The organism is Mesorhizobium sp. M1088 (assembly GCF_040318575.1).
Lineage (GTDB): Bacteria > Pseudomonadota > Alphaproteobacteria > Rhizobiales > Rhizobiaceae > Mesorhizobium.
On sequence record NZ_JAMYMO010000002.1, the window covers coordinates 285,428 to 308,595 of the forward strand.

The 23,168-nt window shown below is 63.3% G+C and carries 16 protein-coding genes; 9 read left to right on the forward strand and 7 right to left on the reverse strand.

Annotated features, from left to right (window positions below):
- Window positions 1-6 precede the first annotated feature (6 nt).
- The 4 genes from NKH49_RS04095 to pdeM all read left to right on the forward strand — a co-directional run bounded on the left by NKH49_RS04095 (window position 7) and on the right by pdeM (window position 4,534).
- Window positions 7-357, forward strand: coding sequence for a MarR family winged helix-turn-helix transcriptional regulator (locus tag NKH49_RS04095; RefSeq protein WP_023676939.1), 351 nt, complete (start codon window positions 7-9; stop codon window positions 355-357).
- Window positions 320-1,231, forward strand: coding sequence for a C40 family peptidase (locus tag NKH49_RS04100; RefSeq protein ID WP_502898527.1), 912 nt, complete (start codon window positions 320-322; stop codon window positions 1,229-1,231). The genes NKH49_RS04095 and NKH49_RS04100 overlap by 38 nt, the downstream gene beginning before the upstream one ends.
- A 67-nt stretch (window positions 1,232-1,298) precedes the next feature.
- The gene (locus NKH49_RS04105; protein WP_352613904.1) at window positions 1,299-3,821 is read left to right on the forward strand and encodes a ligase-associated DNA damage response DEXH box helicase; all 2,523 of its coding nucleotides are present in this window, start codon (window positions 1,299-1,301) and stop codon (window positions 3,819-3,821) included.
- Entirely contained in the window at window positions 3,818-4,534 is a 717-nt protein-coding gene (pdeM, locus tag NKH49_RS04110) for a ligase-associated DNA damage response endonuclease PdeM (protein ID WP_023676942.1), read from the forward strand. The genes NKH49_RS04105 and pdeM overlap by 4 nt, the downstream gene beginning before the upstream one ends.
- A gap of 2 nt (window positions 4,535-4,536) precedes the next feature.
- Here the strand turns inward: pdeM and NKH49_RS04115 are convergent, their stop codons facing one another.
- Genes NKH49_RS04115 through NKH49_RS04125 form a run of 3 tightly spaced genes read right to left on the reverse strand, consistent with a single transcriptional unit; the run spans window position 4,537 to window position 9,145 of the window.
- On the reverse strand, window positions 4,537-5,472 hold the full coding sequence (locus tag NKH49_RS04115; RefSeq protein ID WP_352613905.1) for a dimethyl sulfoxide reductase anchor subunit family protein: 936 nt from the start codon (window positions 5,470-5,472) through the stop codon (window positions 4,537-4,539).
- 11 nt (window positions 5,473-5,483) lie between these two features.
- Entirely contained in the window at window positions 5,484-6,218 is a 735-nt protein-coding gene (locus NKH49_RS04120; RefSeq protein ID WP_352470094.1) for a 4Fe-4S dicluster domain-containing protein, read from the reverse strand.
- Complete coding sequence (locus NKH49_RS04125) at window positions 6,215-9,145, reverse strand: molybdopterin oxidoreductase family protein (RefSeq protein ID WP_352613906.1); 2,931 nt, start codon at window positions 9,143-9,145, stop codon at window positions 6,215-6,217. Before NKH49_RS04125 ends, NKH49_RS04120 begins: the two co-directional genes overlap by 4 nt.
- Window positions 9,146-9,424: 279 nt before the next feature.
- Here NKH49_RS04125 and NKH49_RS04130 point away from each other — a divergent pair, with 279 nt between their 5' ends.
- Window positions 9,425-10,327: a LysR substrate-binding domain-containing protein gene (locus tag NKH49_RS04130; RefSeq protein WP_352613907.1), complete on the forward strand. Its 903-nt coding sequence runs from the start codon at window positions 9,425-9,427 to the stop codon at window positions 10,325-10,327.
- A gap of 5 nt (window positions 10,328-10,332) precedes the next feature.
- Here the strand turns inward: NKH49_RS04130 and NKH49_RS04135 are convergent, their stop codons facing one another.
- The 4 genes from NKH49_RS04135 to NKH49_RS04150 form a co-directional block, all read right to left on the reverse strand.
- Window positions 10,333-11,589 (reverse strand): Hsp70 family protein, encoded by a 1,257-nt coding sequence (locus NKH49_RS04135; RefSeq protein ID WP_352613908.1) that lies wholly within the window; start codon window positions 11,587-11,589, stop codon window positions 10,333-10,335.
- A gap of 108 nt (window positions 11,590-11,697) precedes the next feature.
- A complete protein-coding gene (locus tag NKH49_RS04140) occupies window positions 11,698-12,489 on the reverse strand; it encodes a TIGR02186 family protein (protein WP_352455141.1) in 792 nt (263 codons plus the stop codon).
- Window positions 12,489-13,412, reverse strand: a complete 924-nt coding sequence (locus NKH49_RS04145; RefSeq protein ID WP_023676949.1) for a sulfite exporter TauE/SafE family protein — start codon at window positions 13,410-13,412, stop codon at window positions 12,489-12,491. Before NKH49_RS04145 ends, NKH49_RS04140 begins: the two co-directional genes overlap by 1 nt.
- Before the next feature lie 191 nt (window positions 13,413-13,603).
- Window positions 13,604-17,464, reverse strand: a complete 3,861-nt coding sequence (locus tag NKH49_RS04150; protein ID WP_352613909.1) for a peptidoglycan-binding protein — start codon at window positions 17,462-17,464, stop codon at window positions 13,604-13,606.
- A 552-nt stretch (window positions 17,465-18,016) separates the two neighbouring features.
- On the opposite strand from NKH49_RS04150, the gene NKH49_RS04155 reads away from it, so the two are divergent.
- The 4 genes from NKH49_RS04155 to NKH49_RS04170 all read left to right on the forward strand — a co-directional run bounded on the left by NKH49_RS04155 (window position 18,017) and on the right by NKH49_RS04170 (window position 23,160).
- Window positions 18,017-18,478 carry a MerR family transcriptional regulator gene (locus NKH49_RS04155; RefSeq protein WP_023677331.1) on the forward strand — a complete coding sequence of 154 codons (462 nt, stop codon included), beginning with the start codon at window positions 18,017-18,019 and terminating at the stop codon, window positions 18,476-18,478.
- Window positions 18,479-18,715: 237 nt separating this feature from the next.
- Entirely contained in the window at window positions 18,716-20,512 is a 1,797-nt protein-coding gene (locus NKH49_RS04160) for an acyl-CoA dehydrogenase (protein WP_352613910.1), read from the forward strand.
- A gap of 237 nt (window positions 20,513-20,749) precedes the next feature.
- Complete coding sequence (locus NKH49_RS04165; RefSeq protein WP_352613911.1) at window positions 20,750-21,919, forward strand: acyl-CoA dehydrogenase family protein; 1,170 nt, start codon at window positions 20,750-20,752, stop codon at window positions 21,917-21,919.
- A gap of 32 nt (window positions 21,920-21,951) precedes the next feature.
- A complete protein-coding gene (locus NKH49_RS04170; RefSeq protein WP_352613912.1) occupies window positions 21,952-23,160 on the forward strand; it encodes an acetyl-CoA C-acetyltransferase in 1,209 nt (402 codons plus the stop codon).
- Window positions 23,161-23,168 lie beyond the last annotated feature (8 nt).

A 23,168-nucleotide genomic window follows, 5' to 3' on the forward strand; every position in this document is an offset into this window, starting at 1 on the left:
GGACGGATGTCGATTATCATGCGTCCAAGCCAAGCGTTGCGACTATGGCAACAGGTGGTGCTGTCGGAGGTGCGCGACGACGCGCCCGATCTCACCATGCGCCAGACGGCGATCCTGTTCACCATCTATCTCGATCCGCCGCCCCACACGGTACGGGGGTTAGCCGCCCGCCTCAACGTCACCAAGCCGGTGATCACCCGTGCGCTCGATACGATGGGGGCGCTGAAACTGGTGTCGCGCCACCGCGACGAGCTCGACAAGCGCAACGTGCTGGTCAGGCGCACAGTCGAAGGCGCGCTCTTTGTCGAGCGCTTTGGCGATGTTATCATTGCCAGAGCCCAAGAGTTGCCCATTTGAACGAGTTGCCGATTTGACCGCCAGGGATGCCCGCCTCCATGCCTTCCGCTCCGATCTCGCCGACGCCAGGCTGCGAGGCGAGGTCGCCGCCGACCGTTTCGTCGCCGGCCGGCCGGCTCGCATATCAGCCTGCGTCGCCGACATCCGCAAGGCGCCGCGCCCGGACGCCGGCGTCGATACCCAGCTTCTGTTCGGCGAAGACGTCCTCGTCTTCGAGGACGTTGAGGGCTGGGCCTGGATACAGGCCGAGCGCGACGGCTATGTCGGCTATGTCGCCGACACCGTGCTGGGCGGTCGGGAGCATGCGCCCACCCATGTTGTCTCGGTGCCGCGCACTTTCCTCTATCCGGGACCGGATTTGCGGTTCCCGGTGAGCGGGGAGCTCTCGATGGGGTCATTGGTGGCGGTGACGGGCTCAGCGGAAACGCGCGGCACGCATTATGCTCTGCTGCCGTCCGGCCAGGCGGTCATCTCGAGTCATCTCAGGCCGGTCGCCGAGGTTCATCCCGACTACGTCGCGGTCGCCGAGGCGTTTCTCGGCACGCCCTATCTGTGGGGCGGCGTCTCCGGCTTCGGCATCGATTGTTCCGGTCTCGTGCAACTTGCAATGCACATGGCTGGCAGGCAAGTGCTGCGCGACACCGACATGCAGGCGGCGACCGTCGGCGAGCCGCTCGAACCCGGGCCGGATTTTGCCGGGTTGCGGCGCGGCGACCTGGTCTTCTGGAAAGGCCACGTCGCGATCATGACAGATCCGGAGACCATGATCCACGCCAACGGCCACACCATGCTGGTGTCGCGTGAAGGACTGAGGGAGGCGGTCGCCCGTATCGGCTATCTCTATGGCGGACCGACCGGGTTTCGCCGGCCGTAGCGCGAATCGATCACCTTTTGTTCTGATTCTGCTTGGCGATTGCGCGCCGCCGCGCTACGTCTGGCGCGTGACAGAGCAGCCGCGCCTTGCCGAACAGAATGCCGCCGTCGTCCTGCCCGAGCCATTTGTCAAATGGTTTGCGGAAAAGGGCTGGTCGCCGCGCGCCCACCAGATCGATTTGCTGGCCAAAGCCCAGGGCGGCCGGTCGGTATTGCTGATCGCCCCGACCGGCGCCGGCAAGACGCTGGCCGGGTTCTTGCCATCGCTGACCGAACTGGCCGGCCGGCCGAGGAGAAGGCCGGGGCAGGCGCATCGAGGCATCCACACACTCTACATCTCGCCGCTGAAGGCGCTGGCCGTCGACATCGAGCGCAATCTCGGCAAACCCGTCGAAGAAATCGGGCTGCCGGTCACCGTCGAGACGCGCACCGGCGACACGCCCGCACACAAGCGCCAGCGGCAGAAGCTGGCGCCCCCCGACATTCTCCTGACCACGCCCGAGCAATTGGCGCTGCTGATTGCCGCGCCCGATGCCAGGCGCTTCTTCGAGGACCTGCGCTATGTCGTGCTCGACGAATTGCATTCGCTGGTGACCTCGAAGCGCGGGCATCTCCTGTCGCTCGGGCTGGCCCGGCTGCGCTCGTTTGTGCCCGCCCTGCAGACGATAGGCCTGTCGGCGACGGTCGCCGAGCCTGACGAATTGCGGCGCTGGCTGGTCAGCCAGAATCCACCGGGGCCGATGGCCGAACTGATCGTCGTCACTGGCGGCGCCAAGCCCGACATCTCCATTCTCGATTCGGAGGAGCGCGTGCCGTGGGCGGGACATTCGGCCCGCTACGCAACGCCGGAAATCTACAACGAGATCAAGCGCCACAAGACAACCCTGCTGTTCGTCAACACGCGCAGCCAGGCGGAGTTGCTATTCCAGGAGTTGTGGCGGGTCAACGAGGAGATCTTGCCGATCGCGCTGCATCACGGATCGCTCGACGTCGCGCAGCGCCGGCGTGTCGAAAAGGCAATGGGCGAGAACGCCCTGCGCGCCATCGTCGCCACGTCGACGCTTGACCTCGGCATCGACTGGGGCGACGTCGACCTGGTCGTCCATGTCGGCGCGCCGAAAGGTGCCAGCCGGCTGGCACAGCGCATCGGCCGCGCCAACCACCGTATGGACGAGCCGTCCAAGGCGATCCTGATACCGGCCAACCGCTTCGAGGTGCTGGAATGCAGGGCGGCGCTCGACGCCAATTATCTCGGTGCCCAGGATACGCCGCCGCTGGTCGATGGCGGGCTCGACGTCCTGGCGCAGCACGTGCTGGGCTGTGCCTGCGGTGCGCCGTTCCATGCCGATGCGCTGTTCGAGGAGGTGCGGACGGCAGCACCCTATGCCGATCTCGATCGCCCGACATTCGATCGCGTCATCGATTTCGTCGCCACTGGCGGCTATGCGCTAAGGAACTACGAGCGCTATGCCCGCATCCGGTTGAACAAGGACGGGCTGTGGCGGGTCTCAAATCCTCGCGTCGCCCAGCAATACCGGCTCAATGTCGGCACCATCATCGAAGTGCCGGCGCTCAACGTCCGTTATGTTCAGGCCGGCAGCAGAGGCGCGGCTTCGCGTGGCGGCCGGGTTCTGGGCAAAATCGAGGAGGCGTTCCTCGAAACGCTGACGCATGGCGACACCTTCATGTTCGCCGGCAAGGTGCTGCGCTTCGAAGGTATCCGCGAGAATGAGTGCTTTGTCTCGAATGCACCCGGCAGCGACGCCAAGGTGCCGTATTACGGTGGTGGCAAATTCCCGCTTTCGACGTACCTGGCCGAACAGGTCCGCGCCATGCTGGACGATCCGCAGCGCTGGAAGAAGCTGCCGGAGCAGGTCGCCGACTGGCTACGCTTTCAGGCCGACAAGTCGGTGCTGCCGAAACGCGACGATCTGCTGATCGAGACCTTTCCGCGCGGCAACCGCTACTATCTGGTGGCCTATCCGTTCGAGGGCAGGCTGGCGCACCAGACGCTCGGCATGCTGCTCACCCGCCGCCTCGACAGGGCGGGAGCCAAGCCGCTCGGCTTCGTCGCCACCGACTATGCGCTTGCCATATGGTCGCTGGCCGATATGGGCCATATGTTCAGGGCGAAGAAACCGTCGCTGGCTGCGCTATTCGATCAGGACATGCTGGGCGACGACCTCGAAGCCTGGCTCGCCGGCAGTTGGTTGTTGAAGCGCACCTTTCGCAATTGCGCGCTGATCTCGGGATTGATCGAGAAACGCCACCCGGGGCAGGAGAAGAGCGGCCGCCAGGTAACCGTGTCGACGGATCTCATCTACGACGTGCTGCGCAGCCACGAGCCCGACCATATCCTTTTGCAGGCGACGCGTGCCGATGCCGCGACCGGTCTCTTGGATGTCAGCAGACTTGCCGAGATGCTCTCGCGCGTCCAAGGTCGAATCATGCATAAGAACCTCGAGCAGATATCGCCGCTCGCCGTGCCGATCATGCTCGAGATCGGCAAAATGCCGGTGCATGGCGAGGCCGATGACACGCTGCTGATGGATGCAGCCACGCTGATCGAGGAGGCCATGGGGACGAAATGACTGTCGCGCTCGCCATGGCTGCGCCTCTGGCGGATGCGGGCGCTGTCCGTATCGCCGGCGAACGCGCGATCTGCGACCGTCGCGGCGTGCTCTATTTTCCCGAATTCCGGCTTCTGACCGTATCCGACCTGCATCTGGAAAAAGGCTCATCACTGGCCAGGCGCGGCACGCTGGTCCCACCTTACGACACCGGTGCGACGTTGCTCCGGCTGCAGGCGGTGATCGCCGATTATCAGCCTGCGATCGTTATCAGCCTGGGCGACAGTTTTCACGATGGCGGCGGCGCCGCTCGTATGCACGCGAGCTTTCGCCAAAGGCTGGAAGGGTTGATGGTCGGGCGCGACTGGTTCTGGGTCGCCGGCAATCATGATCCTGAAGCGCCGGCCGACTTGCCAGGCGAGACCGTACGCGAATTGGCTATCGGCTCGCTACTCTTCCGACACGAGCCTTCGGCGGTGAGAGTGGAAGGCGAGATATCAGGCCACCTGCATCCTTGCGCCCGCATCGTGCAGCAAGGCCGTTCGGTGCGGCGTCGTTGCTTTGCCGGCGATGGCGGCCGCATGATCATGCCGGCTTTCGGCGCCTATACCGGCTCGCTCAACGTGCTCGATCGCGCCTATGCCGGGCTGTTCCGCCGCGAAACGCTGATGGCCTATATGCTTGGCACAGAGCGCATTTTCGCGATTTCCCACGCGATGCTCAGACCGGGCTGAACCTACCTGCCGTAGTACAAAGTGACCGTGTGCTTGGCCTCGGCGAAGAACAGCCAGCGCTCGACCAGCATTCCGGCGAGTTGGGCGATTGCGGCGAGTATCGACAGTGCTGCCGCATAGGGCCACGGCAAGGCGAACGCTGCGACCAGCAGCAACGCGGGCAAAGCAAATGCCAGCACCTGCGTGATCTGGCGGAGTTTAGCGCTGTGCTTGCGCGCAATGCGAAAACCCATCTCCTTGAGCAGATAGTTTTCCTCGGTATGCGGCCATTCCAGCGACCGCACCGTGCCGCCGGAAAGCCCGGTTGCGGTGTTGGCATTGGTCGGGATCTCCAGCCTGTCATTGTATCGCCAGGTCGCCAGCTTCAAACCCCAGCCGAGCGCGGTCAGCAACAGGGCACCCGCCAGAAGCATATTCGAGCCTGCGGCAAATCCCTGCAGCAGGGCGTTGAGCAGTACGCTGCCGGTCATCGCCGAAAAGACCAGGTAGGCGGGCAGGGTGAAGCGGCTGTGCCACTGGGCAATCGGCTTCAACGACGCGTAGATCATGCCGGTGGTGCAGACGGTTGCGACCGCGCCGATGGCAGCGAGCAGCCCGGCGACAGCCGCCCAGCCGCTCGTACGGCCGAGGACCACCCAGCCAATACCGAACAACCCCGCCGGCACGAAGGTGGCGACCGAGGCAACACCTTCGCGCGACAGCCATGAGCTACGCCATTGCGAGAAGGCACGCCAGGCGCGTTCGGGCCGGCCGAGATGGCCGGCCGACGACAGCAGGCCTGTCGAGATCAGGCCGAGCGCCAGCCCCATGCCGGTGAGGCCAAGCCAGAAATCGGGCGGGATAAAGCCCTGTCCAGCGAGCACGCCAAGCAGCGCGAGCAGGCCGTAACCGGCGCCCGTGGCCGTGGTGAAAAAGACGACGGAGAAGGCTGGATGCATGAAGGCACGGGTCAGTTCGAGAGCATGCGGTCGACCCAGCCGAGAAAGCCGCCTTCGGCCCGCACCGCTTCAAGCGCTGGCGCCGGCACCGATGCGGCGCGGGTGGTGTGGGCACGTGGCGGTAGATATTTGTTGGTCGGCTTATAGCCCATTTCCGGCATCAGATCGACACCGCCACGCTCGGCCACCAGTTGCGAGATAGCGGATGCCGGATCGCCCAGATCGCCAAAATGCCGCGCGCTGGTCGGGCAAGCAGCGACGCAGGCCGGCACGCGATCTTCTTCCGCCAGATTGTCGTTGTAGATGCGGTCGACGCACAACGTGCATTTCTTCATCACGCCGACATCGGTGTCGAACTCGCGCGCGCCATAGGGGCAGGCCCAGCTGCACAATTTGCAGCCGATGCATTTGTCCTCGTCGACCAGCACGATGCCATCCGACGCCCGCTTGTAGGAGGCGCCGGTCGGGCAGACCGTGACGCACGCCGGCGTCTCGCAGTGCAGGCAGGAGCGTGGGAAATTGACCGTGCGCCCACCCATCTCGGTCATGTGCTCATAACTGTGCACGCGGTTGAACCAGACGCCGTCGACATTGCCGCCATAGGGGTCGATGTCGGTTAGCGGCGCCATATGGCCGCCGGTGTTCCATTCTTTGCAGGCGGTAACGCAGGCCTGGCAGCCGACGCAGGTGTCGAGATCGATGACAAGGCCGAGCTTCTTGTCGGTATGGGCGGGAAGGCAAGTCATTCGGCGGCTTCTCTTTTCATGCGGAACTCGGCGCCGAAACTGAGCTTGTCGGGCGAGAGCTCAGAGTCCGGCAGCTGGCGGAACCGCTCGAACTGCGGTTCGGTGAAGCCCGCTTCCTCGGGCGCGCATTTGACGATGCGCACGCGCAGGTCGAACCATGCGGCCTGGCCCGTTACCGGGTCGGAATTCGAATAGCGTTTGCCGTTGGCATCGGCGGAGGTCTGGTCGCCGATGATGTGGTTGAGCAGGAAGCCGCGATTGGATTCGGCCGCGTCGTCCTTGAGCCCCCAGCTGCCGCGCCGTTTGCCGATCGCGTTCCAGGTCCACACCGTATCGGCGTTGACGCCGTCGGCCAGCTTGATCTGCCCCTTGACCTTGCCGTTGATGCTCTCGATCCAAACCCAATCGTCGTCGACAAGGCTGAGGCCGGCTGCCGTCCGGTAGTGCACGAACAGTCGGTTCTGGCTGGTGATCTGCCTTAGCCAGGCATTCTGCCCGCCCCAGGAATGGTACATGTGCATCGGCCGCTGCGTCAGCGCGTGCAGCGGATAGGCTTGGCTGTCGACCGCAGCCTCTTCGAAGGGCGCATACCAGAACGGCAGCGGATCCATATAGGTCTCGATGCGGCTGCGCTCCGCCTCCGGCGGCAGCACCCCGCCATGGCCGCGCGCCGCAAGGCGAAAGCGCTGCATCGGCTCCGAATAGAGTTGGAAGACGATCGGCTCGGCCTTCGGCATGAAGCCCATGCTCTCAGCCAATTCGAGATACGAGCGGTTGGCCATCTTGTAGTAGCGCTGATCGGCGGCGAAATCCTGGTGCCAGAAGCCGCCATTATCTATGTAGCGCTGCAACTGGTCGGGATTGACCTCGCCCTTGCCGACCGAGGCCCCGTCCTTGCCGCGCCAGCCGGCGAGCGGACCGACACCTGGCGTGCGCTCGTGATTGACGATGTAGTCGGCATAGTCGCGGTATTTGGCGCAGCCGTCGTCATGAACGAAGCCGGGCAGACCGAGCCGCGCGCCGAGTTCGATCAGCACCGTCTGGAAGGGCCTGACGTCGCGGTCCGGCTCGACGACCGGATGGCGGATGGCGTCGCCCGGACCGTCGGCATGGCTGATCGGCCGGTCGAGCAGACTGATACAGTCATGACGCTCGAGATAGGTGGTGTCCGGCAGCACCAGATCGGCAAAAGGCACGGTCTCGGCATAATAAGCGTCGGAATAGATGATGAACGGGATCTTGTACTCGCCCGACGCATCGATATCGGTCAGCATCGCCATCGTCTCGACCGTATTCATCGACGAGTTCCAGGCCATGTTGGACATGTACATAAACAGAGTGTCGATCTTGTAGGGATCGCCGGCCCAGGCGTTGCGGATAACCGTGTGCATGAGCCCGTGTGCGGCCAGCGGCGCATCCCAGGAGTAGGCCTTGTCGATACGAACAGGCTTGCCGCCTTCATCGATCAGCAGGTCCTCCGGTCCGCAGACGAAGCCGAGCGGCATGCCTTCGAGCGGTGTCATCGGCTTTACATTCTTGCCGGCGGGCATTGGACCCGGCGGCGCGGACCGCGGATAAGGCGGTTTGAAGCGGAAGCCGCCCGGCACGTCCACCGTGCCGAGAAGCACCTGAAGCAGATGAATGGCGCGGCAAGTGTGAAATCCGTTCGAATGGGCCGAGATGCCGCGCATCGCATGCATCGACACCGGGCGACCCTTGATGGTCTCGTGCCGGCGGCCGGCCCAGTCCGTCCAGGCCACCGGCAATTCGATTTGCTGTTCGAAGGCGACATGGGCGAGTTCTGCGGCAATGCGTCGGATGGTGTCGGCGGAGATGCCGCACCGGTCAGTGACGGCGTCAGGTGAATAGCTCTCGTCCAGATAACGGTCGACGACGAGTTGGAAGACCGGCACGCAGCGGCGGCCGTCGACGAGAACGCTGCCGGTCAATGCGGGCTTCGCGTCCGCATCGCTGGCATTGACAGGCGTCTTCGCCACCCTGTCCCAAGCCAGCGGATTGCCGTCGCCATTGCGCATGAACAGCCCGTCATCGACAGCTCCAGGCTCCTGAACGACCAGGATGTGGGCATTGGTGTAGCGCAAGAGGTACTCGAGATCGATGCGGCCAGCCTTCAGCAATTCATGGATGAGGGCGAATACGAACAGGCCGTCGGTGCCGGGCCGGATGCCGATCCAGTCGTCGGCAATTGCATTATAGCCGGTGCGGCAGGGATTGATTGAAACCACCTTGGCGCCGCGCGCCTTGAGCTTGCCGAGTCCGATCTTGATCGGATTGGAATCATGGTCTTCGGCAACCCCGAACAGCATGAAATATTTGGTGTTGTCCCAGTCGGGCTCGCCGAACTCCCAGAACGAGCCGCCAATCGTGTAGAGGCCGCCGGCTGCCATGTTCACCGAGCAGAAACCGCCATGGGCGGCGAAGTTCGGCGTGCCGAACTGGCTCGCCCACCAGCCGGTCAGCGATTGCGACTGGTCGCGCCCGGTGAAGAAGGCGAGTTTCTTCGGATCGGTCTGGCGGATGTTCGAAAGCCGTTCTGTCGCGATCGACAAAGCTTCCTCCCACTCAATCTCGCGGAACTCGCCCGAGCCGCGCAGTCCGGTGCGCAGCAATGGTTTCGTCAGCCGCGCCGGGCTGTAATGCTGCATGATGCCGGCGCTGCCTTTGCCGCACAGCACGCCGCGATTGACCGGATGATCCTTGTTGCCGTTGATATACCGAACCTTGCCGTCTTTGATATGGACGTCGATGCCGCAGCGGCAGGCGCACATATAGCAGGTGGTCTTGGCGATGCTGTCGGAGACATCAGGCGACGTATCGACGCCGTCGCGTTCAGCGGGCGCGCGCGTATCGGCAAGCGGCCGTTGTGATGGTGCCGAATTGGCTCCGCGCAGCAGGTTGTTGGTCATGATCCGGTGATGCTCTTGCGCTCCGCTAACTTGGCTCTCGTCTTCGGACCTGGGCCGCGCATGTAATGTTGTTCCGGACGATAGCGTTCACCGACGAGCCGCCACCGCAGGCTGCGGGTCCAGTGCGCAAACACGGATTTGAACCGCCCCACCAATTCTACCCTCGACTGCTCTGGCGCGACTTTTTTCCAATTTCGGGCCAAAATTTAGAACAAAGCGACCGATCCGTCTAACAAATTGCTCTTGTAATTCCAATCGGATTTGCTTCTTAGTATCGGAATGACCCTGGACCAGTTGCGGATCTTCGTCGCCGTCGCCGAACGGGCGCACATGACCAAAGCGGCCGAGTTGCTGGGCATCTCACAGTCGGCCGCATCCGCCGCGATCCGCTCGCTCGAACAGCAGCATGGCGTCCAGTTGTTCAACCGCGTCGGCCGCAACATCGAACTCGCCGAGACCGGACGCCGATTCTTGCCCGAAGCCAAGGCGGTCCTCGAGCGGGCTGCGGCGGCCCACAATGTGCTGGAGCATGTCTCGCAGACGATATCAGGCAGTCTCTCGATAGCTGCCAGCCAGACCATCGCCAGCTATTGGCTGCCGCGCCGGCTCGCCTCTTTCCACGAAGCCTATCCTGCCGTCAGGCTGAGCGTGAGCATTGGCAACACCAGGCAGGTCGAGACCAATGTACTTGATGGCGCAGCCGATTTTGGCCTGGTCGAGGGGCGCACCGAATCCGACATTTTGCGGCGTGCCAAGGTCGATATCGATCGCATGATGCTGGTCGTGGCGCGCACGCACCCTGAGATCGCGGAAGTTTCGCCTGGACATCCCGACCTTGGCGGGCTTCGCTGGATCATTCGCGAAGGCGGGTCGGGCACGCGCGAGGCGCTGGAGGACCTTGCCCGACGCGACGGGGTTTCGTTCGCGGACCTGCAGATATTCCTGGTATTGCCGAGCAATGAGGCTATTCGCCAGGCGGTCGAGGCCGGCGCCGGCGCCAGCATCATTTCGGAACTCGTCGTCGCGCGCGCGGTCGCCGAAGGCAGTCTGCGTTCCGTGCCGATCGATCTGCCGAAGCGCGAATTTGCCATGATCACGCATCGCGACCGGCAGCCAAGCCTGGCCCAGATGGCGCTCAAGGCGCATCTTGGCGGCAAAGCTGAGAGATCCGCGCCGCTTTAAGCCGATCAGCCGAACTTCCGCTGCGCGTCGAGCGCCAGCCCAAGCCCGACCGAGCCGAACACATCGCCTTCGATTACCGACGCCTGCGGCACCAGCGCCAGGATCTGCTGCCTGGCCAGCGGGATCGCGGTCGATCCGCCGGTCAAGAACACCGCGGTGATATCCGAGGCCTTCACCTGTGCGTCGCGGATGGTCTGCTCGACCGTAGCCGCAACACGCTCAATGTCCCTGGCTATGGTGGCTTCGAGACTCTTGCGCGTGATTTCTGCCGTGAACCTCACCTCCGGCAGCGCGACCTCGACATCGGCCGACGATCGGTCCGTCAGCTCAATCTTGGCCTTTTCGACCAGTGCCGCCAGCGCGTGGCCGTAACGATGCTCGACGATGTGGATGAACCGGTCGACCAGGTCTGCGCGCTCCGCCTCATAGCGGATCTGGCGCAGATGCGTCATCGCCCTTGCGGTATAGACCAGGTTGATGCGCTGCCACGTCGCCAGGTCGATGAAGTAGCTCGCCGGCAGATTACGTTTGCCATCCTTGGTCGGTGAGAGATGGCCGAGCTGCGGCATCACATGGGCGATGCTCAACAGCCGGTCGAAGTCGGTGCCGCCGATATGGATGCCGCGGCTGGCCAGGATGTCGTCCTTGCGGTCAAGCGAGCGGGCGCGCTCGGGCGAGACCCGCACGATTGAGAAGTCGGACGTGCCGCCGCCCATGTCGACGATCAGCGCCAGTTCCTCGCGCGTCACCTTTTGTTCGTAGTCGAGCGCCGCGGCAATCGGTTCGAACTGGAAGGCGATCTGCTTGAAGCCGTGGGCACGAGCGGCGTTTTCGAGTTCGTGCTCCGCCTTGGCATCGGCCTCGGCATCGTCGTCGACGAACTGCACGGGCCGTCCCAGCACGACGCTGTCGACCGCGTCATGGGCTTCTTCTTCCAGCTTCTTTTTCAGATGGCCGACGAACAGGCCGACAATCTCCATGAAGCCGATCGAGCGCGCCTTGATGCGCGTCTTTTCGTGGGCGAGCGAGCTGCCGAGCACACTCTTCAACGAGCGCATCAGGCGGCCTTCGATACTGTCCGTATAATTGGCAAGGGCGCGTCGCCCGAAATAGGTGTGGTTGTCCTCGAAATTGAAGAATACCGCACTGGGCAGCGTGACCTGGCCGTCTTCCAACGCCACCAGCCGCGGCTGCCCGTTCCTGACCACGCTTACGGTGGAATTCGAAGTGCCGAAGTCGATCCCGGCGAATGCTGGTCGCATCGTGCGTTCCTGTATTTCTGATTTGGGGAGCAGCAGCTCGTGTCCGGTCGGGCCGGGGGTCGCGGTCTAACCCATACCCTCGGAAAGGGAAACCACTTTTACGAGAGTTCAGTCTTTCCTGAACACCAGTCTTCCGAGCCAGCCGGTCAGCATGGCAAGCGATACGGCAAAGACACCGTAGAGGAAGGAATAGTCGTGCGCGACGCGGAAGATCGACTGTTCGAAACCGGACTTGCGGATTTCGAGCTGGGCGGAGCTTTCCTTGATGAACAAGCCGCTCTTGAACAGGAAGGCGCGGGCCTTATGGGTGCCGACCGGAACGTTTGGGGCGAGCCTGACGGTGGCGCGGAACAGGTTCTGTGACAGGAACTGCACACCGCCGACATTCTCGCTGTAGAGGCCGGTCGCCGCCTTGCGTTCGCGCAGCGCGGCGGTGAACTCCTCGATTGTCGCCGGGCTGTCCTCCGCGTCGGCCGGCTGCAAATAGAGGTTGGAGGCGCCAAGCGACAGCTGCTTGTAGCTGTTCGGATCGGTGACGTCCTGCAGCGGCCGCGTCGTCGCCACCGAATAGGAGACAGGTACGTTTTTGAAGGTCTCCGACTCCAGATTGACCCAGACGCCGAGCACCCGGTCCTTGCGGCGCACGACGACCGGCCGAGCCGGGCCTTCCAGCACGACGATCACGTCGTAGCGCCCTTGCCGCGCGACAAGCGGATCGGCATTTTCCAGTGAGCCGAAAATGGTCAGGTCGGCGCCGGAAAAGCCGGCGGTAATCGAGACATTGTCGGTGGAAAGGCCGATCTGGATGTTTTCGGTTAGTGGCGCCTGCGCCTTCGCCGGTGGCGCAGCAGCCAGCAGCGACAGCAAGGCGGCGGCCGCGAGCGTCCTTAGGCCGGCCATCAGCTCAGGCCCACGCCGGACAGAGAATAGAGATTGGGCGGCGTGACGAAAAGATCGATGGCAAGCCGGATGGCTACCGCCAGCACGAGCAGCGCCAGCAGCGCCCTGAGTTGCTCGCCCCGCAGCCTCTGACCAGCCTTGGCGCCATATTGCGCGCCGGCGACGCCGCCTGCCATCAACAGGAAGGCGAGCATGACGTCGACCGTCTGGTTGGTGGTGGCGTGGACCAGCGTGGTGTAAGCCGAGGTGAAGATGATCTGGAACAGCGAGGTGCCGATGACGACGTTGGTCGGCACTTTCAAAAGGTAGATCAGGGCCGGCACCATGATGAAGCCGCCGCCGACGCCCATGATCGAGGACAGGAAGCCAATCGCCGCGCCCAGCCCAAGCACCGGAATGACGCTGACGAAGAGCTTCGAGGCCCTGAACCGCATCTTCAGCGGCAGGCGGTGGATCCAATTATGCTGGCCGGATTTCTTCAACACCGGTGCGGCGCCGCTGCGAGTGGCGCGCAGCGCATTGACGCTCTCGACCAGCATCAGTCCGCCGACGGTGCCGAGCAGCACGACGTAGAGCAGCGAGATGAACAGGTCGAGCTGGCCGAGCCGGCGCAGGAGCGCAAAGACATAGATACCACCAGTCGAGCCGACGATGCCGCCGGCTAAAAGCACGCCGCCAAGCTTGAAGTCGAGCGTGCCGCGCTTCATGTGCGACAGGGCGCCGGAGAAGGAGGAAGCGATGACCTGGTTGGCGCCGGTGGCGACCGCGATTGCCGGCGGTATGTTGTAGAAGATCAGCAGCGGCGTAATGAGAAAGCCGCCGCCCACGCCGAACATGCCCGACAGGAAACCCACCGCCGCACCCATGGCCAGCAGCACGAAGATGTTGACGGAAATTTCCGCGATCGGGAGATAGATGCCCACCCGTCAGTCTCGATCAGTTTGCCTCCTGGCGAATGCAACCGTTGCGGGCATTTTGCGTCAGAAGGCTATCTCGTTCTTGCGCCGGCCGGGCCGTGAAGTCAAACTTCGCCGCACCGCCGAAACAAAAAACAACTCAATCAGTTAACAGGCAAATCTGTGGCAAGGGCGTCGCGGAAACGACGCATCCGCCGTTATTTACGCGCAAGCAGCGCCTTGACCAGCTTTTCGTCGATCGCGCCGGTTGCCTTCATATCGTTGTCGGCCTGGAAGGCCATGATCGCGTTCTTGGTTTTCTGGCCCATCATCCCGTCGGGATTGCCGGCCTCGTAGCCGTTCTTGTTGAGAATGCGCTGGATGTTCTGGACCGCTTTCGTCATGTCGATGCCGGCGGTCGTCTGCGGTGTGCCGTCCTGCCACGATTCAGGAACGTCGGCCGAATTGGCGGTTGGATCGAGCGGCTTGGCCTTCCACAGTTCAGCCGCGGCCCGCGCACGCTCCAGCTGCTCGGGCCTCAGTGCTTTGGCGATCTCGTCGCGCTTGGCCGCCGCATCCTTGTCGCCGGTCTTGGCGACGAGTGCGAACCATTTGTAGCTCTCCTCGAGGTTCTGCTTCATGCCGACGCCCTTCGCCGCGAGGATGCCGAGATTGAACTGGCTATCCTTGACACCGAGATCCGCCGCCGCCTGGAACCAGCGCGCTGCCGATTCATTGTCGGTCACGCCATCCGCCGCCATCGCAAACAGCACGGCAAGATTGTGCATCGCGCTGGCATTGCCCTGCGCTGCGGCAAGCTGGTACCAGGTTTTCGCTTTCTTGATGTCGCGTGCGACGCCGATGCCCTTCTCGTAGAAATTGCCGATGCGGTATTCTGCCGGCGCGAAACCGAGTTCGGCAGCTTTCTCATACCATTTGGCCGCCGCCGCCATGTCTTCTTTGACGCCGCGAGACTCGGCGTAGCGCGAGCCGATCTCGAACAGCGCCTTGGCGTCGCCGCCCGCCGCTGCATCGCGCAGGGCGGCCGGACCGGCATCGGCCGGAACGTCGATCTTGGCAACGCCTGCCGCGGCAGCATCCGCCGGTGGCACCGTGCCGGTCGAGTCCTGCGTCGCAGCGGTGGCTATAGCAGGCGCGGCAGCCATTGGCTCGGCGTCGCTGGCCGTCGCCGCTGCCGGCGTGGGCACTGCGGCCGCGGAGTCTTGCGCCGCCAGGTCAGCGGGCTCCGCGGAAGCCGAGGGCGCCGTCGATGTCTCGGCTGCCGGTGTAGCGGGGCCGGTTTGCGCCGCCGTGTCGTCCTTGGTCATCGATGCGGATGGCTCTGCCTGCCTGACGGTGGGCGACGGCGCGCTCTCCTGTGGTGTCGTCTGCGCGTCCGCCTTCGGCTCGCTGGCAACGCTGGCCAAATTGGTTTCCACCGGCTGTACGGCCACGGCCGGTGCCGCCTCATTGTTGGTAACTTCGACCGGGTCGGAGAAGAAGGCTTTGCCCAGTTGCAGGCCAGCAAGCGCCAGCATGATGGCGATTGCCCCCATCAGGATCGGCTTGCGCCGCGCCTTGAGCAGGTCGCCGATCCTGAGTGCCTTGACCGGGCCTTTCATCGTCGACTGGCGCTTGAGGGCGTCCGCCTCGGCAGCCGCCGCTTGCGCAGCCCGTCTGGCTGCCGCAATGAAGTCCGATTTTGCCGCCTCAGCGCCGCCTTCCCGGGTCGGCTGCCCGCGCTCGTCGCGCACGCGCTTCATGATGGCGCTGAGGTCGGGTGCGCCGGAGCCGGGTTCCAGTGGCCGGTTGGCGAGCTTGGGGTCGAGGGGCTCGTCGAGATCGACGCTCGGTATCTCGGCGCTCTGCGCCGAGCCTGCAAGCGGCGGCATCTCGGCGTCCTTCTTGCCCTTCAAGGCGCGCGCCAGCCCGCCTAACATCGATTTCCTGCCGCCGCCTTGCTCGGATTTTTCACGCGTCGTGTCTGAACCGAGAGCCGCCAGGGCTGCTGCGGCGGCGGCCTCGGCTGGCGTACGCGGACCTGGCTCGTCGCGCACGAGCGCCGCGGCGCGGCCGTCGAGATCGGCCATGCTGCCTGTCAACGGCAGCGGCTGGTCGAGGTCCATCGACGGTGCGTCCTGTATCGAGATCTTGGATGGCCGGCCGAAACGCTTGCTCAACTCCGCGCTTGCCGGTTCGCCCGTCTCCAATGAACCAAGCCTGTCAACGATCTTGAGCAGCGTATCGTGGATAGCCTCGAACGTTCTCGAATTGCGCTCGTCCGAACGCCGCGTCAGTGCCTCGAGCGTCTTCAGGTCCTGGGCGAGGCCGGTAACGGCCGCCGTGTTGGCGCTTGATCCGGCCAGTGAGCGGACGGCGCTCTCAGCCGCCTCGCGCGCCGCGCCGAGGATGGAATCGCGGGTTCCGGCCAGCGACTTCTCGATTTCGTTGAGACGCGGGCTGATGTCGTCGAATTCCGGCAGCGGCGTGCCAGGCTTGGAAAGATGCGCCGTCAGGCCGGCGACCTGCGCTTCAAGACTGCGGATCAACGCCGGGTCGATGCTGGCGACCTGTGCCGCGGACGAATCCAGCCGGCTTGAGATGTCTTCGAGCCGGCTCTCCAGGCCACGGATCGCCGCCTCGTTGGCGGGATCTGGAACGCGCGTCTCAATCCGCTTGGCCAGCGCGGTGAAGCGGGCGTCGATGGCATCCATGATGCCGGCGCTATCGACCTGCGGCATGCGCTGGTCCAGCCTGTCGGCGACCTCGTCCAACCGGCGCTCAAGGTCGCGAAACAGCATGTTGCCTTGTTCGATTGCGTCGCCCTGGCGACGTTCCATCATGCTGGACAGCACGTCGAAGCGCTGCTCGAGCCCCTGGAAGATGTAGTCGGCGTCGGGCATGGCAGGTGCGTGGTCGATCTTGTCGGCAATAAGCGCGACTTGCCTGGCAAGGCGCTCCATCGCCTGTTCCGGCAGATTGGCTCGGCCGGCCAGTTCATCCACGCGGCTCGACAATGTGTTGAGACGGTCGATGACCTCCCGACCCGGACGATCCTGCGACACTTCTTCGATTTGCTGGGCCAGTGAATCGATCCGCTTCTCGATGCGTTCGAAGGGCTCGGGGTCGAACGAATTGGCTTGCGCGGCAACCGTCGAGGCGACGATCGCGCGGGAAATCTCGTCGAGCCGCTCGTCGATCTGACTGAATGTGTCGCCGCCGCGATTGTCCTGCTGGCGGGCGAAATGGTCGACCGCTCCGGCAAGCGTGCGGACCTTTTCCTCGAGCGAGCGCAGCGACAGCGATTCCGGCAGATTGCTGACGGCATTGCTGATCTGTTCGAGCCGCTCCGTTAGCGCCGACAGGCCGGGTGCATCGGAACGCTTGCGCTGATCGGCCTCGACGCGATCCTCGAAAGCGTTCCAGCGGCGGTCGAAATCGTCCCAGCGGCGTCCGACCGCCTGCACGCTCTCCTCGCGCGCCAGCGTATCGAGCGCGGCTTTGACCTGCTCAAGCTCGAGCCGCAGCATATTGACGCTTCTGTCGTCGCTTTTTTCGGCCAGTGTCTGGATGGCGCCGGAAAGCCGCTCGAATTCGACGCTGAGTTCGGCGCTGCCTTTGCCGCCGCCATTTGACTGGAAGGCTCGCTCAATATTCTTGCGCAGTACCTCGAACTCGCGTTGCAGGCCGGAGGTCATCTGCTGGCGCAACTCTTCGCGCAGGCCGCGCAATTCGCCGGCGATCTTGCCGGCTAGGGCGACGCCGTCCTCCTGGCCCCGCACCCGGTCGATATCGCGGGCGATCGCCTGGTAATTCTGGTCGAAAGCCGCTGCTGGACCTTTCGGCCGCTGCGCGCGTGGATCCTCATACCGGCGCTGCTGGCCATAGGGTTGGGCGCTGGGATAGCGTGGTTCTGCCGCTGGTCGGCGCGGATCGGCGTGGCTTGCCGTCTCCTCGCGCGTCCGCTCCAGCCGCTGCTCCAGAGTTTCCAGGGAGCGGTTGAGCTCTTCAAGCGTCGTGTGCGGCCGGCGTTGCCTGCCGGCGTTGAGTGTATCGAGGTAGGACCGCTTGCTGTTCATCAATGCGCCCGTTTCAGAATTGCTGGCTTTCACCAGGTTCCCAAAGTCCTGCCGGGACGAAGGCGACTGCTTGGCTTGTTGCAGTGGAAGACGAGCTTCCCGGTCTCATCCGCGCTCCGAAAAACCGTGAAAAATTCAGTACAGGATAGACACGGGTAACCGACATGCGCACATTTCGCCCCAACGTGGTAAACAACGCGTTAACCAAGCTTAAGAAGTTGCAACTTTGTCGGCTGGCTGCCGACGGCGCCGGGTGTCTTTTTTTGGACGCGCAAAAGACGTTGTAGAATTTTGATCAGCCGCATGATCGCTCCCGAAATCGGCAACGACCTTTTAGGTTGTCCGCTGGTGCTGCGGCATAAAGTTGCAAGACCAGAACACTCTTGCGTGCTGAGGCGGCTATCGATATAGAATTGACGTAAACGTAAATGAGCGGATTACGCCGTTTGCGATTTGTTTGTTGAAACCACGAGTGGAAGCACGCCCCCGCTTTCACTCAGGCGACGCAAGGTCCGCGACCGCGACGCCACCAGACGGGGAAAGCCAGTGACCATGAAACTTATTTCGCCCGGCCAAGCCGCGGCCAACACCAACGATATGTCGAGCGAAGCCGGTGAAGAGCTTGTCCGCATCGGCGAAATGGCCAAGAAATACGGAGTGACGCTGCGTACGCTGCGCTTCTATGAGGACAAGGGTCTGCTCAACCCGCAGCGCGACGGCTCGACCCGTCTTTATACACGCCGCGACAGGGCCCGGCTGAAGCTGATCCTGCTTGGCCGCAAGGTCGGGTTCTCGCTGCGTGACGTCAAGCAGATGATGGACCTCTACGATCCGAACGGCTCCAACACCAAGCAATTGCGGCTGGCGCTCGACAAGTCGGAGAAGCAGCTTGCCCGCCTGCAGAAGCAGCGGGCGCTGATCGACGATGCCATCAGCGAACTGAGTGCTTCGATGTCGACCGTCCGGCAAATGCTGATCGAGCGCTCGACCCCGCAGGCCAGTGTGGCGAGCTAAACTAAGCTTTCGATTTGTGACGAATAGGAGCCGCGCGGCTTTCGCTGCGCGGTTCTTCGTCGTTTGCCGTGCTTTGTCGTTTGTCGTCCTGGCGCGCGGGAGAAAATTTGCCTCAGCACAGAATTGACGTTTACGCAAACGTCAATATTTGTTATCTCGACCACAACGTTGGTCCGTCTGCCATCCTCATATGCTGGGGCTGATTTCGGGGCCAAGACCGCATGGTGGAGGAAACGCATGCCGATCTACAGAGCGCCGGTCCGGGACACGCTGTTCGTGCTGAACGAAGTGCTGGGATATCAGCGTTATTCCAATCTTCCCGGATTTTCCGACGCCACACCGGATGTGCTCGAGGCCATCCTTGCCGAGGGCGCGAAGCTCGCCGAAAACGTGATGCAGCCGCTGAACCGCATTGGCGACGTGGAAGGCTGCATGCGCCATGACGACGGTTCGGTAACGACGCCGAAAGGCTTCAAGGAAGCTTTCGACCAGTATCGCGAAGGCGGCTGGATGGGGCTCGCGGCACCTGTCGAGTTTGGCGGGCAAGGCTTGCCCTACGCGGTGCACACTGCGGTTGCCGAATACATGGTGTCGGCCAATATGTCGCTGATGATGTATGCCGGCCTGACGCAAGGCGCGATCGCTGCGATCATCACCCATGGCACCAAAGAGCAGAAGGCAACATGGTTGCCGAAGCTGGTCGAGGGCGCCTGGACCGGCACCATGAACCTGACCGAGCCACACTGCGGAACCGATCTTGGCTTGCTGCGCACCAAGGCCGTCCCAAATGGCGACGGCACCTACAGGATCTCCGGTCAGAAGATCTTCATCTCTGCCGGCGAGCATGACATGTCGGACAATATCGTCCACCTTGTGCTGGCCCGTATCGAGGGCGCGCCGGATGGCGTGAAGGGCATCTCGCTGTTCATCGTGCCGAAGCTCAAGCTCGATGCCTCAGGCAATCCGGACGAGAAGAACACCGTCTCCTGTGGCTCGATCGAGCAGAAGATGGGTATCCATGGCAACTCGACCTGCGTCATGAATTACGACGACGCTGAAGGCACGCTGCTCGGCGAGGCCAATGGCGGGCTGAAAGCAATGTTCACCATGATGAATGAGGCGCGGCTTGGCGTCGGCCTGCAGGGCCTCTCGCTATCGGAGGTCGCCTATCAGAATGCGGTTTCCTACGCCAAGGATCGTCTGCAGGGCCGCTCGCTGTCAGGGCCGAAGGCGCCGGACAGGAAGGCCGATCCGATCATCGTCCATCCGGACATCCGCCGCAGCCTGATGACCATGAAGGCTTTCAACGAGGCCGGCCGCGCGCTGGCGCTGTGGACGGCGATCAAGTCCGACATCGCTCACCGCTCCGGAGACGACAAAGATCGCCAGGTCGCAGACGACTACACCGGCCTGATGACGCCGGTGGTCAAAGGCGTGCTCACCGACAAGGGGTTCGATCATGCGGTAATGGCGCAGCAGGTCTTCGGCGGCCACGGCTATATAGAAGAGCACGGCATGAGCCAGTTCGTCCGCGATGCGCGCATCGCCATGATCTATGAGGGTGCCAACGGCATCCAGGCGCTCGATCTCGTCGGCCGCAAGCTGGCCTTGAATGGCGGCCGCGCGGTCCAGGCCTTCTTTAGGGAAGTCGGAGAGTTCTGCGAGGAGAACCGCACCGACGAGACGATGGCGCCCTTCACCAAGGCGCTGAAAAAGGGCCTCAACGATCTGCAGGCGGCGACGATGTGGCTGGTGCAGAACGGCATGGCCAAGCCCGACAATGCCGGTGCCGCCTCGACCGACTACATGCATCTCTTCGGCCTGGTGGCGCTGGGCTATATGTGGGCCCGGATGGCCAGGGTGGCCGCAGCGAAATTGGCTGATGGCGCTGACGGCGCTTCGTCTTTCTACGACAACAAGCTGGTGACGGCGCGCTTCTTCATAGAGCGGATCATGCCGGAGACGTCGGCGCATCTTGCCCGCATCTCCAGCGGTGCCGACACATTGATGGCACTGCCGGCGGAAGCGTTCTAGCTTCGGCGTTCCCCTCCCCTCGAGGGGAGGGTGGCCCGAAGGGCCGGGAGGGGTCCTGCGTGCAGTGCGCCGACCTCCATTCTGGTGCATGCCTTGGAGGAAAATGATCGCAATGCCGTGGCACATGGCGCAGGTTGTAAAAGATAAGGTCGAGCAAGTCATCGGCGACCCCACCCGGCCGCTTCGCGGCCACCCTCCCCTCGAGGGGGAGGGGAACGTCGGCGCGAGGGAGAAACCATGACCCACCCCGCCGAAATCCTTGGCCTTCCCAAGCCCGCCTGGGCGGCGGACGAGGTCGGCATGCTTTACGACATGGCGCACCGCTTCATGTCGGAAGAGATCGCGCCGCGTTACGACGAGTTCGAGAAGAACGAAATGGTCGACCGCGAGAGCTGGCTGAAGGCGGGTGCTGCCGGCCTGCTGTGCGCCTCGATGCCGGAGGAATATGGCGGATCGGGCGGCACCTTCGCGCATGAGAGCGCCATTATCGAGGCGATCGGCCATGTCGGCGTCGACGGGTTCGGCATTGGCCTGCACAATTCGATCGTTGCCCCCTACATCCTCCATTACGGCTCGGACGAGCAGAAGAAGAAATGGCTGCCGAGGCTGGCGACCGGCGAGCTGATCGGCGCCATCGCCATGACCGAGCCGGGTGCGGGCTCCGACCTTCAGAGCGTCAAGACGCGCGCCGAAAAGGACGGCAACCAGTACAAGCTCAACGGCTCGAAGACCTTTATCACCAACGGCCAGCTCGCCAATTTCATCATCGTCGTTGCCAAGACCGATCCTGAGAAGGGCGCCAAGGGCATCTCGCTGATCGTCGTCGAGACTGACGAGGTGGAAGGTTTCGAGCGCGGCCGCAACCTCGACAAGATCGGCCTCAAGGCCAACGACACGTCGGAACTGTTCTTCAACGACGTGCGTGTGCCGACCTCGAACCTGCTCGGCAACGAGGAAGGCCAGGGCTTCGTCCAGTTGATGCAGCAATTACCGCAGGAGCGGCTGCAGATCGGCACCACTGCTATCGCCATGATCGAGCGGGCGCTGGCGCTTACCATCGACTACGTCAAGGAGCGCAAGGCCTTCGGCAAGCCCATCATCGAATTCCAGAACACCCAGTTCAAACTTGCCGAATTGAAGACCGAGGCGACCATCGGCCGCGTCTTCTATAATGACTGCGTTGCCCGCCACATTAACGGCGGCCTCGACCCGGTGACCGCGTCTATGGCCAAATACTGGCTGTCGGACCTGCAAGGAAAAGTCGTCGACGAATGCCTTCAATTGCATGGCGGCTATGGCTACATGAATGAATATCCGATTGCGCGCATGTTCCGCGACGCCCGCGTCCAGCGCATCTACGGCGGCACCAACGAGATCATGAAATTGCTGATCGGGCGCTCGCTCTGAGCGACTTTTCGGCAAACCCAAGGAGCAGGAAAATGGCCGAAGCTTATGTCTATGATGCCGTGCGCACGCCGCGCGGCAGGGGCAAGAAGGATGGCTCGCTGCACGAAGTGCCGGCGGTGCGGCTCGGCGCCAAGGTGCTCGAGGCCATCCGCGACCGCAACGGGCTGGACACCGGCACCGTCGACGACATCATCTTCGGTTGTGTCGATCCGGTTGGCGAGGCGGGTGCGGTCATTCCACGTGCCGCCGCTTTCGAGGCCGGCTACGACACCAAGGCGCCTGGCATGCAGATATCGCGTTTCTGCGCCTCGGGCCTCGACGCCATCAATTTCGGCGCCGCCAAGATCGCGCAGGGCGCCGACGAGGTCGTCATCGCCGGTGGCGTCGAATCGATGTCGCGCGTCGGCATAGGCGCCTCCGGCGGCGCCTGGTTCATGGACCCATCGGTCGGCCTACCCGGCTGGTTCGTGCCGCAAGGAATCTCGGCCGACCTGATCGCCACCAAATACGGCTTTTCGCGCGACGACGTCGATGCCTACGCAGTCGAAAGCCAGAAGCGTGCCGCCAAGGCGTGGGGCGAGGGCCGCTTCAAGAATTCGGTGATCTCGGTCAAGGACCAGAACGGCCTGACCATCCTCGACCATGATGAACATATGCGGCCCTCGACCGACATGCAGTCGCTTGCCGCGCTCAACCCGTCCTTCGTCATGCCCGGCGAAATGGGCGGCTTCGACGCCGTCGCCGTGCAGAAGCATCCCGAGGTGGAACAGGTCAACCACGTCCACCATGCCGGCAATTCCTCCGGCATCGTCGATGGCGCGGCGGCCGTGCTGCTCGGCTCGAAAAAGGCGGGAAAGACGCTCGGCCTCAAGCCGCGCGCACGCATCCGTGCGTTCGCCAACATCGGCTCCGAACCGGTGCTGATGCTGACCGGCCCCGTCGACGTCACCGAGAAGCTGTTGAAGCGGGCGAAGATGAAGCTGTCGGACATCGACCTGTTCGAGCTCAACGAGGCCTTCGCTTCGGTGGTGCTGCGCTACATGCAGGCTTTCGACATTCCGCATGACCGGATCAACGTCAATGGTGGGGCCATCGCCATGGGCCATCCGCTCGGCGCCACCGGTGCGATGATTTTCGGTACGGTGCTGGACGAATTGGAACGCCGCGACCTCAACACCGCGCTGGTGACGCTTTGCATCGGCGCCGGCATGGGCACTGCAACGATCATCGAACGCGTCTGACGGAGAGA

Excerpts from the sequence above, each read along its gene's own strand:
- NKH49_RS04095 (WP_023676939.1), top strand. The coding sequence starts at position 7 with ATGTCGATTATCATGCGTCCAAGCCAAGCGTTGCGACTATGGCAACAG.
- NKH49_RS04100 (WP_502898527.1), top strand. The coding sequence starts at position 320 with ATGTTATCATTGCCAGAGCCCAAGAGTTGCCCATTTGAACGAGTTGCC.
- pdeM (WP_023676942.1), top strand. The coding sequence starts at position 3,818 with ATGACTGTCGCGCTCGCCATGGCTGCGCCTCTGGCGGATGCGGGCGCT.
- NKH49_RS04115 (WP_352613905.1), bottom strand. The coding sequence starts at position 5,472 with ATGCATCCAGCCTTCTCCGTCGTCTTTTTCACCACGGCCACGGGCGCC.
- NKH49_RS04120 (WP_352470094.1), bottom strand. The coding sequence starts at position 6,218 with ATGACTTGCCTTCCCGCCCATACCGACAAGAAGCTCGGCCTTGTCATC.
- NKH49_RS04125 (WP_352613906.1), bottom strand. The coding sequence starts at position 9,145 with ATGACCAACAACCTGCTGCGCGGAGCCAATTCGGCACCATCACAACGG.
- NKH49_RS04130 (WP_352613907.1), top strand. The coding sequence starts at position 9,425 with ATGACCCTGGACCAGTTGCGGATCTTCGTCGCCGTCGCCGAACGGGCG.
- NKH49_RS04135 (WP_352613908.1), bottom strand. The coding sequence starts at position 11,589 with ATGCGACCAGCATTCGCCGGGATCGACTTCGGCACTTCGAATTCCACC.
- NKH49_RS04140 (WP_352455141.1), bottom strand. The coding sequence starts at position 12,489 with ATGGCCGGCCTAAGGACGCTCGCGGCCGCCGCCTTGCTGTCGCTGCTG.
- NKH49_RS04150 (WP_352613909.1), bottom strand. The coding sequence starts at position 17,464 with ATGAACAGCAAGCGGTCCTACCTCGATACACTCAACGCCGGCAGGCAA.
- NKH49_RS04155 (WP_023677331.1), top strand. The coding sequence starts at position 18,017 with ATGAAACTTATTTCGCCCGGCCAAGCCGCGGCCAACACCAACGATATG.
- NKH49_RS04160 (WP_352613910.1), top strand. The coding sequence starts at position 18,716 with ATGCCGATCTACAGAGCGCCGGTCCGGGACACGCTGTTCGTGCTGAAC.
- NKH49_RS04165 (WP_352613911.1), top strand. The coding sequence starts at position 20,750 with ATGACCCACCCCGCCGAAATCCTTGGCCTTCCCAAGCCCGCCTGGGCG.
- NKH49_RS04170 (WP_352613912.1), top strand. The coding sequence starts at position 21,952 with ATGGCCGAAGCTTATGTCTATGATGCCGTGCGCACGCCGCGCGGCAGG.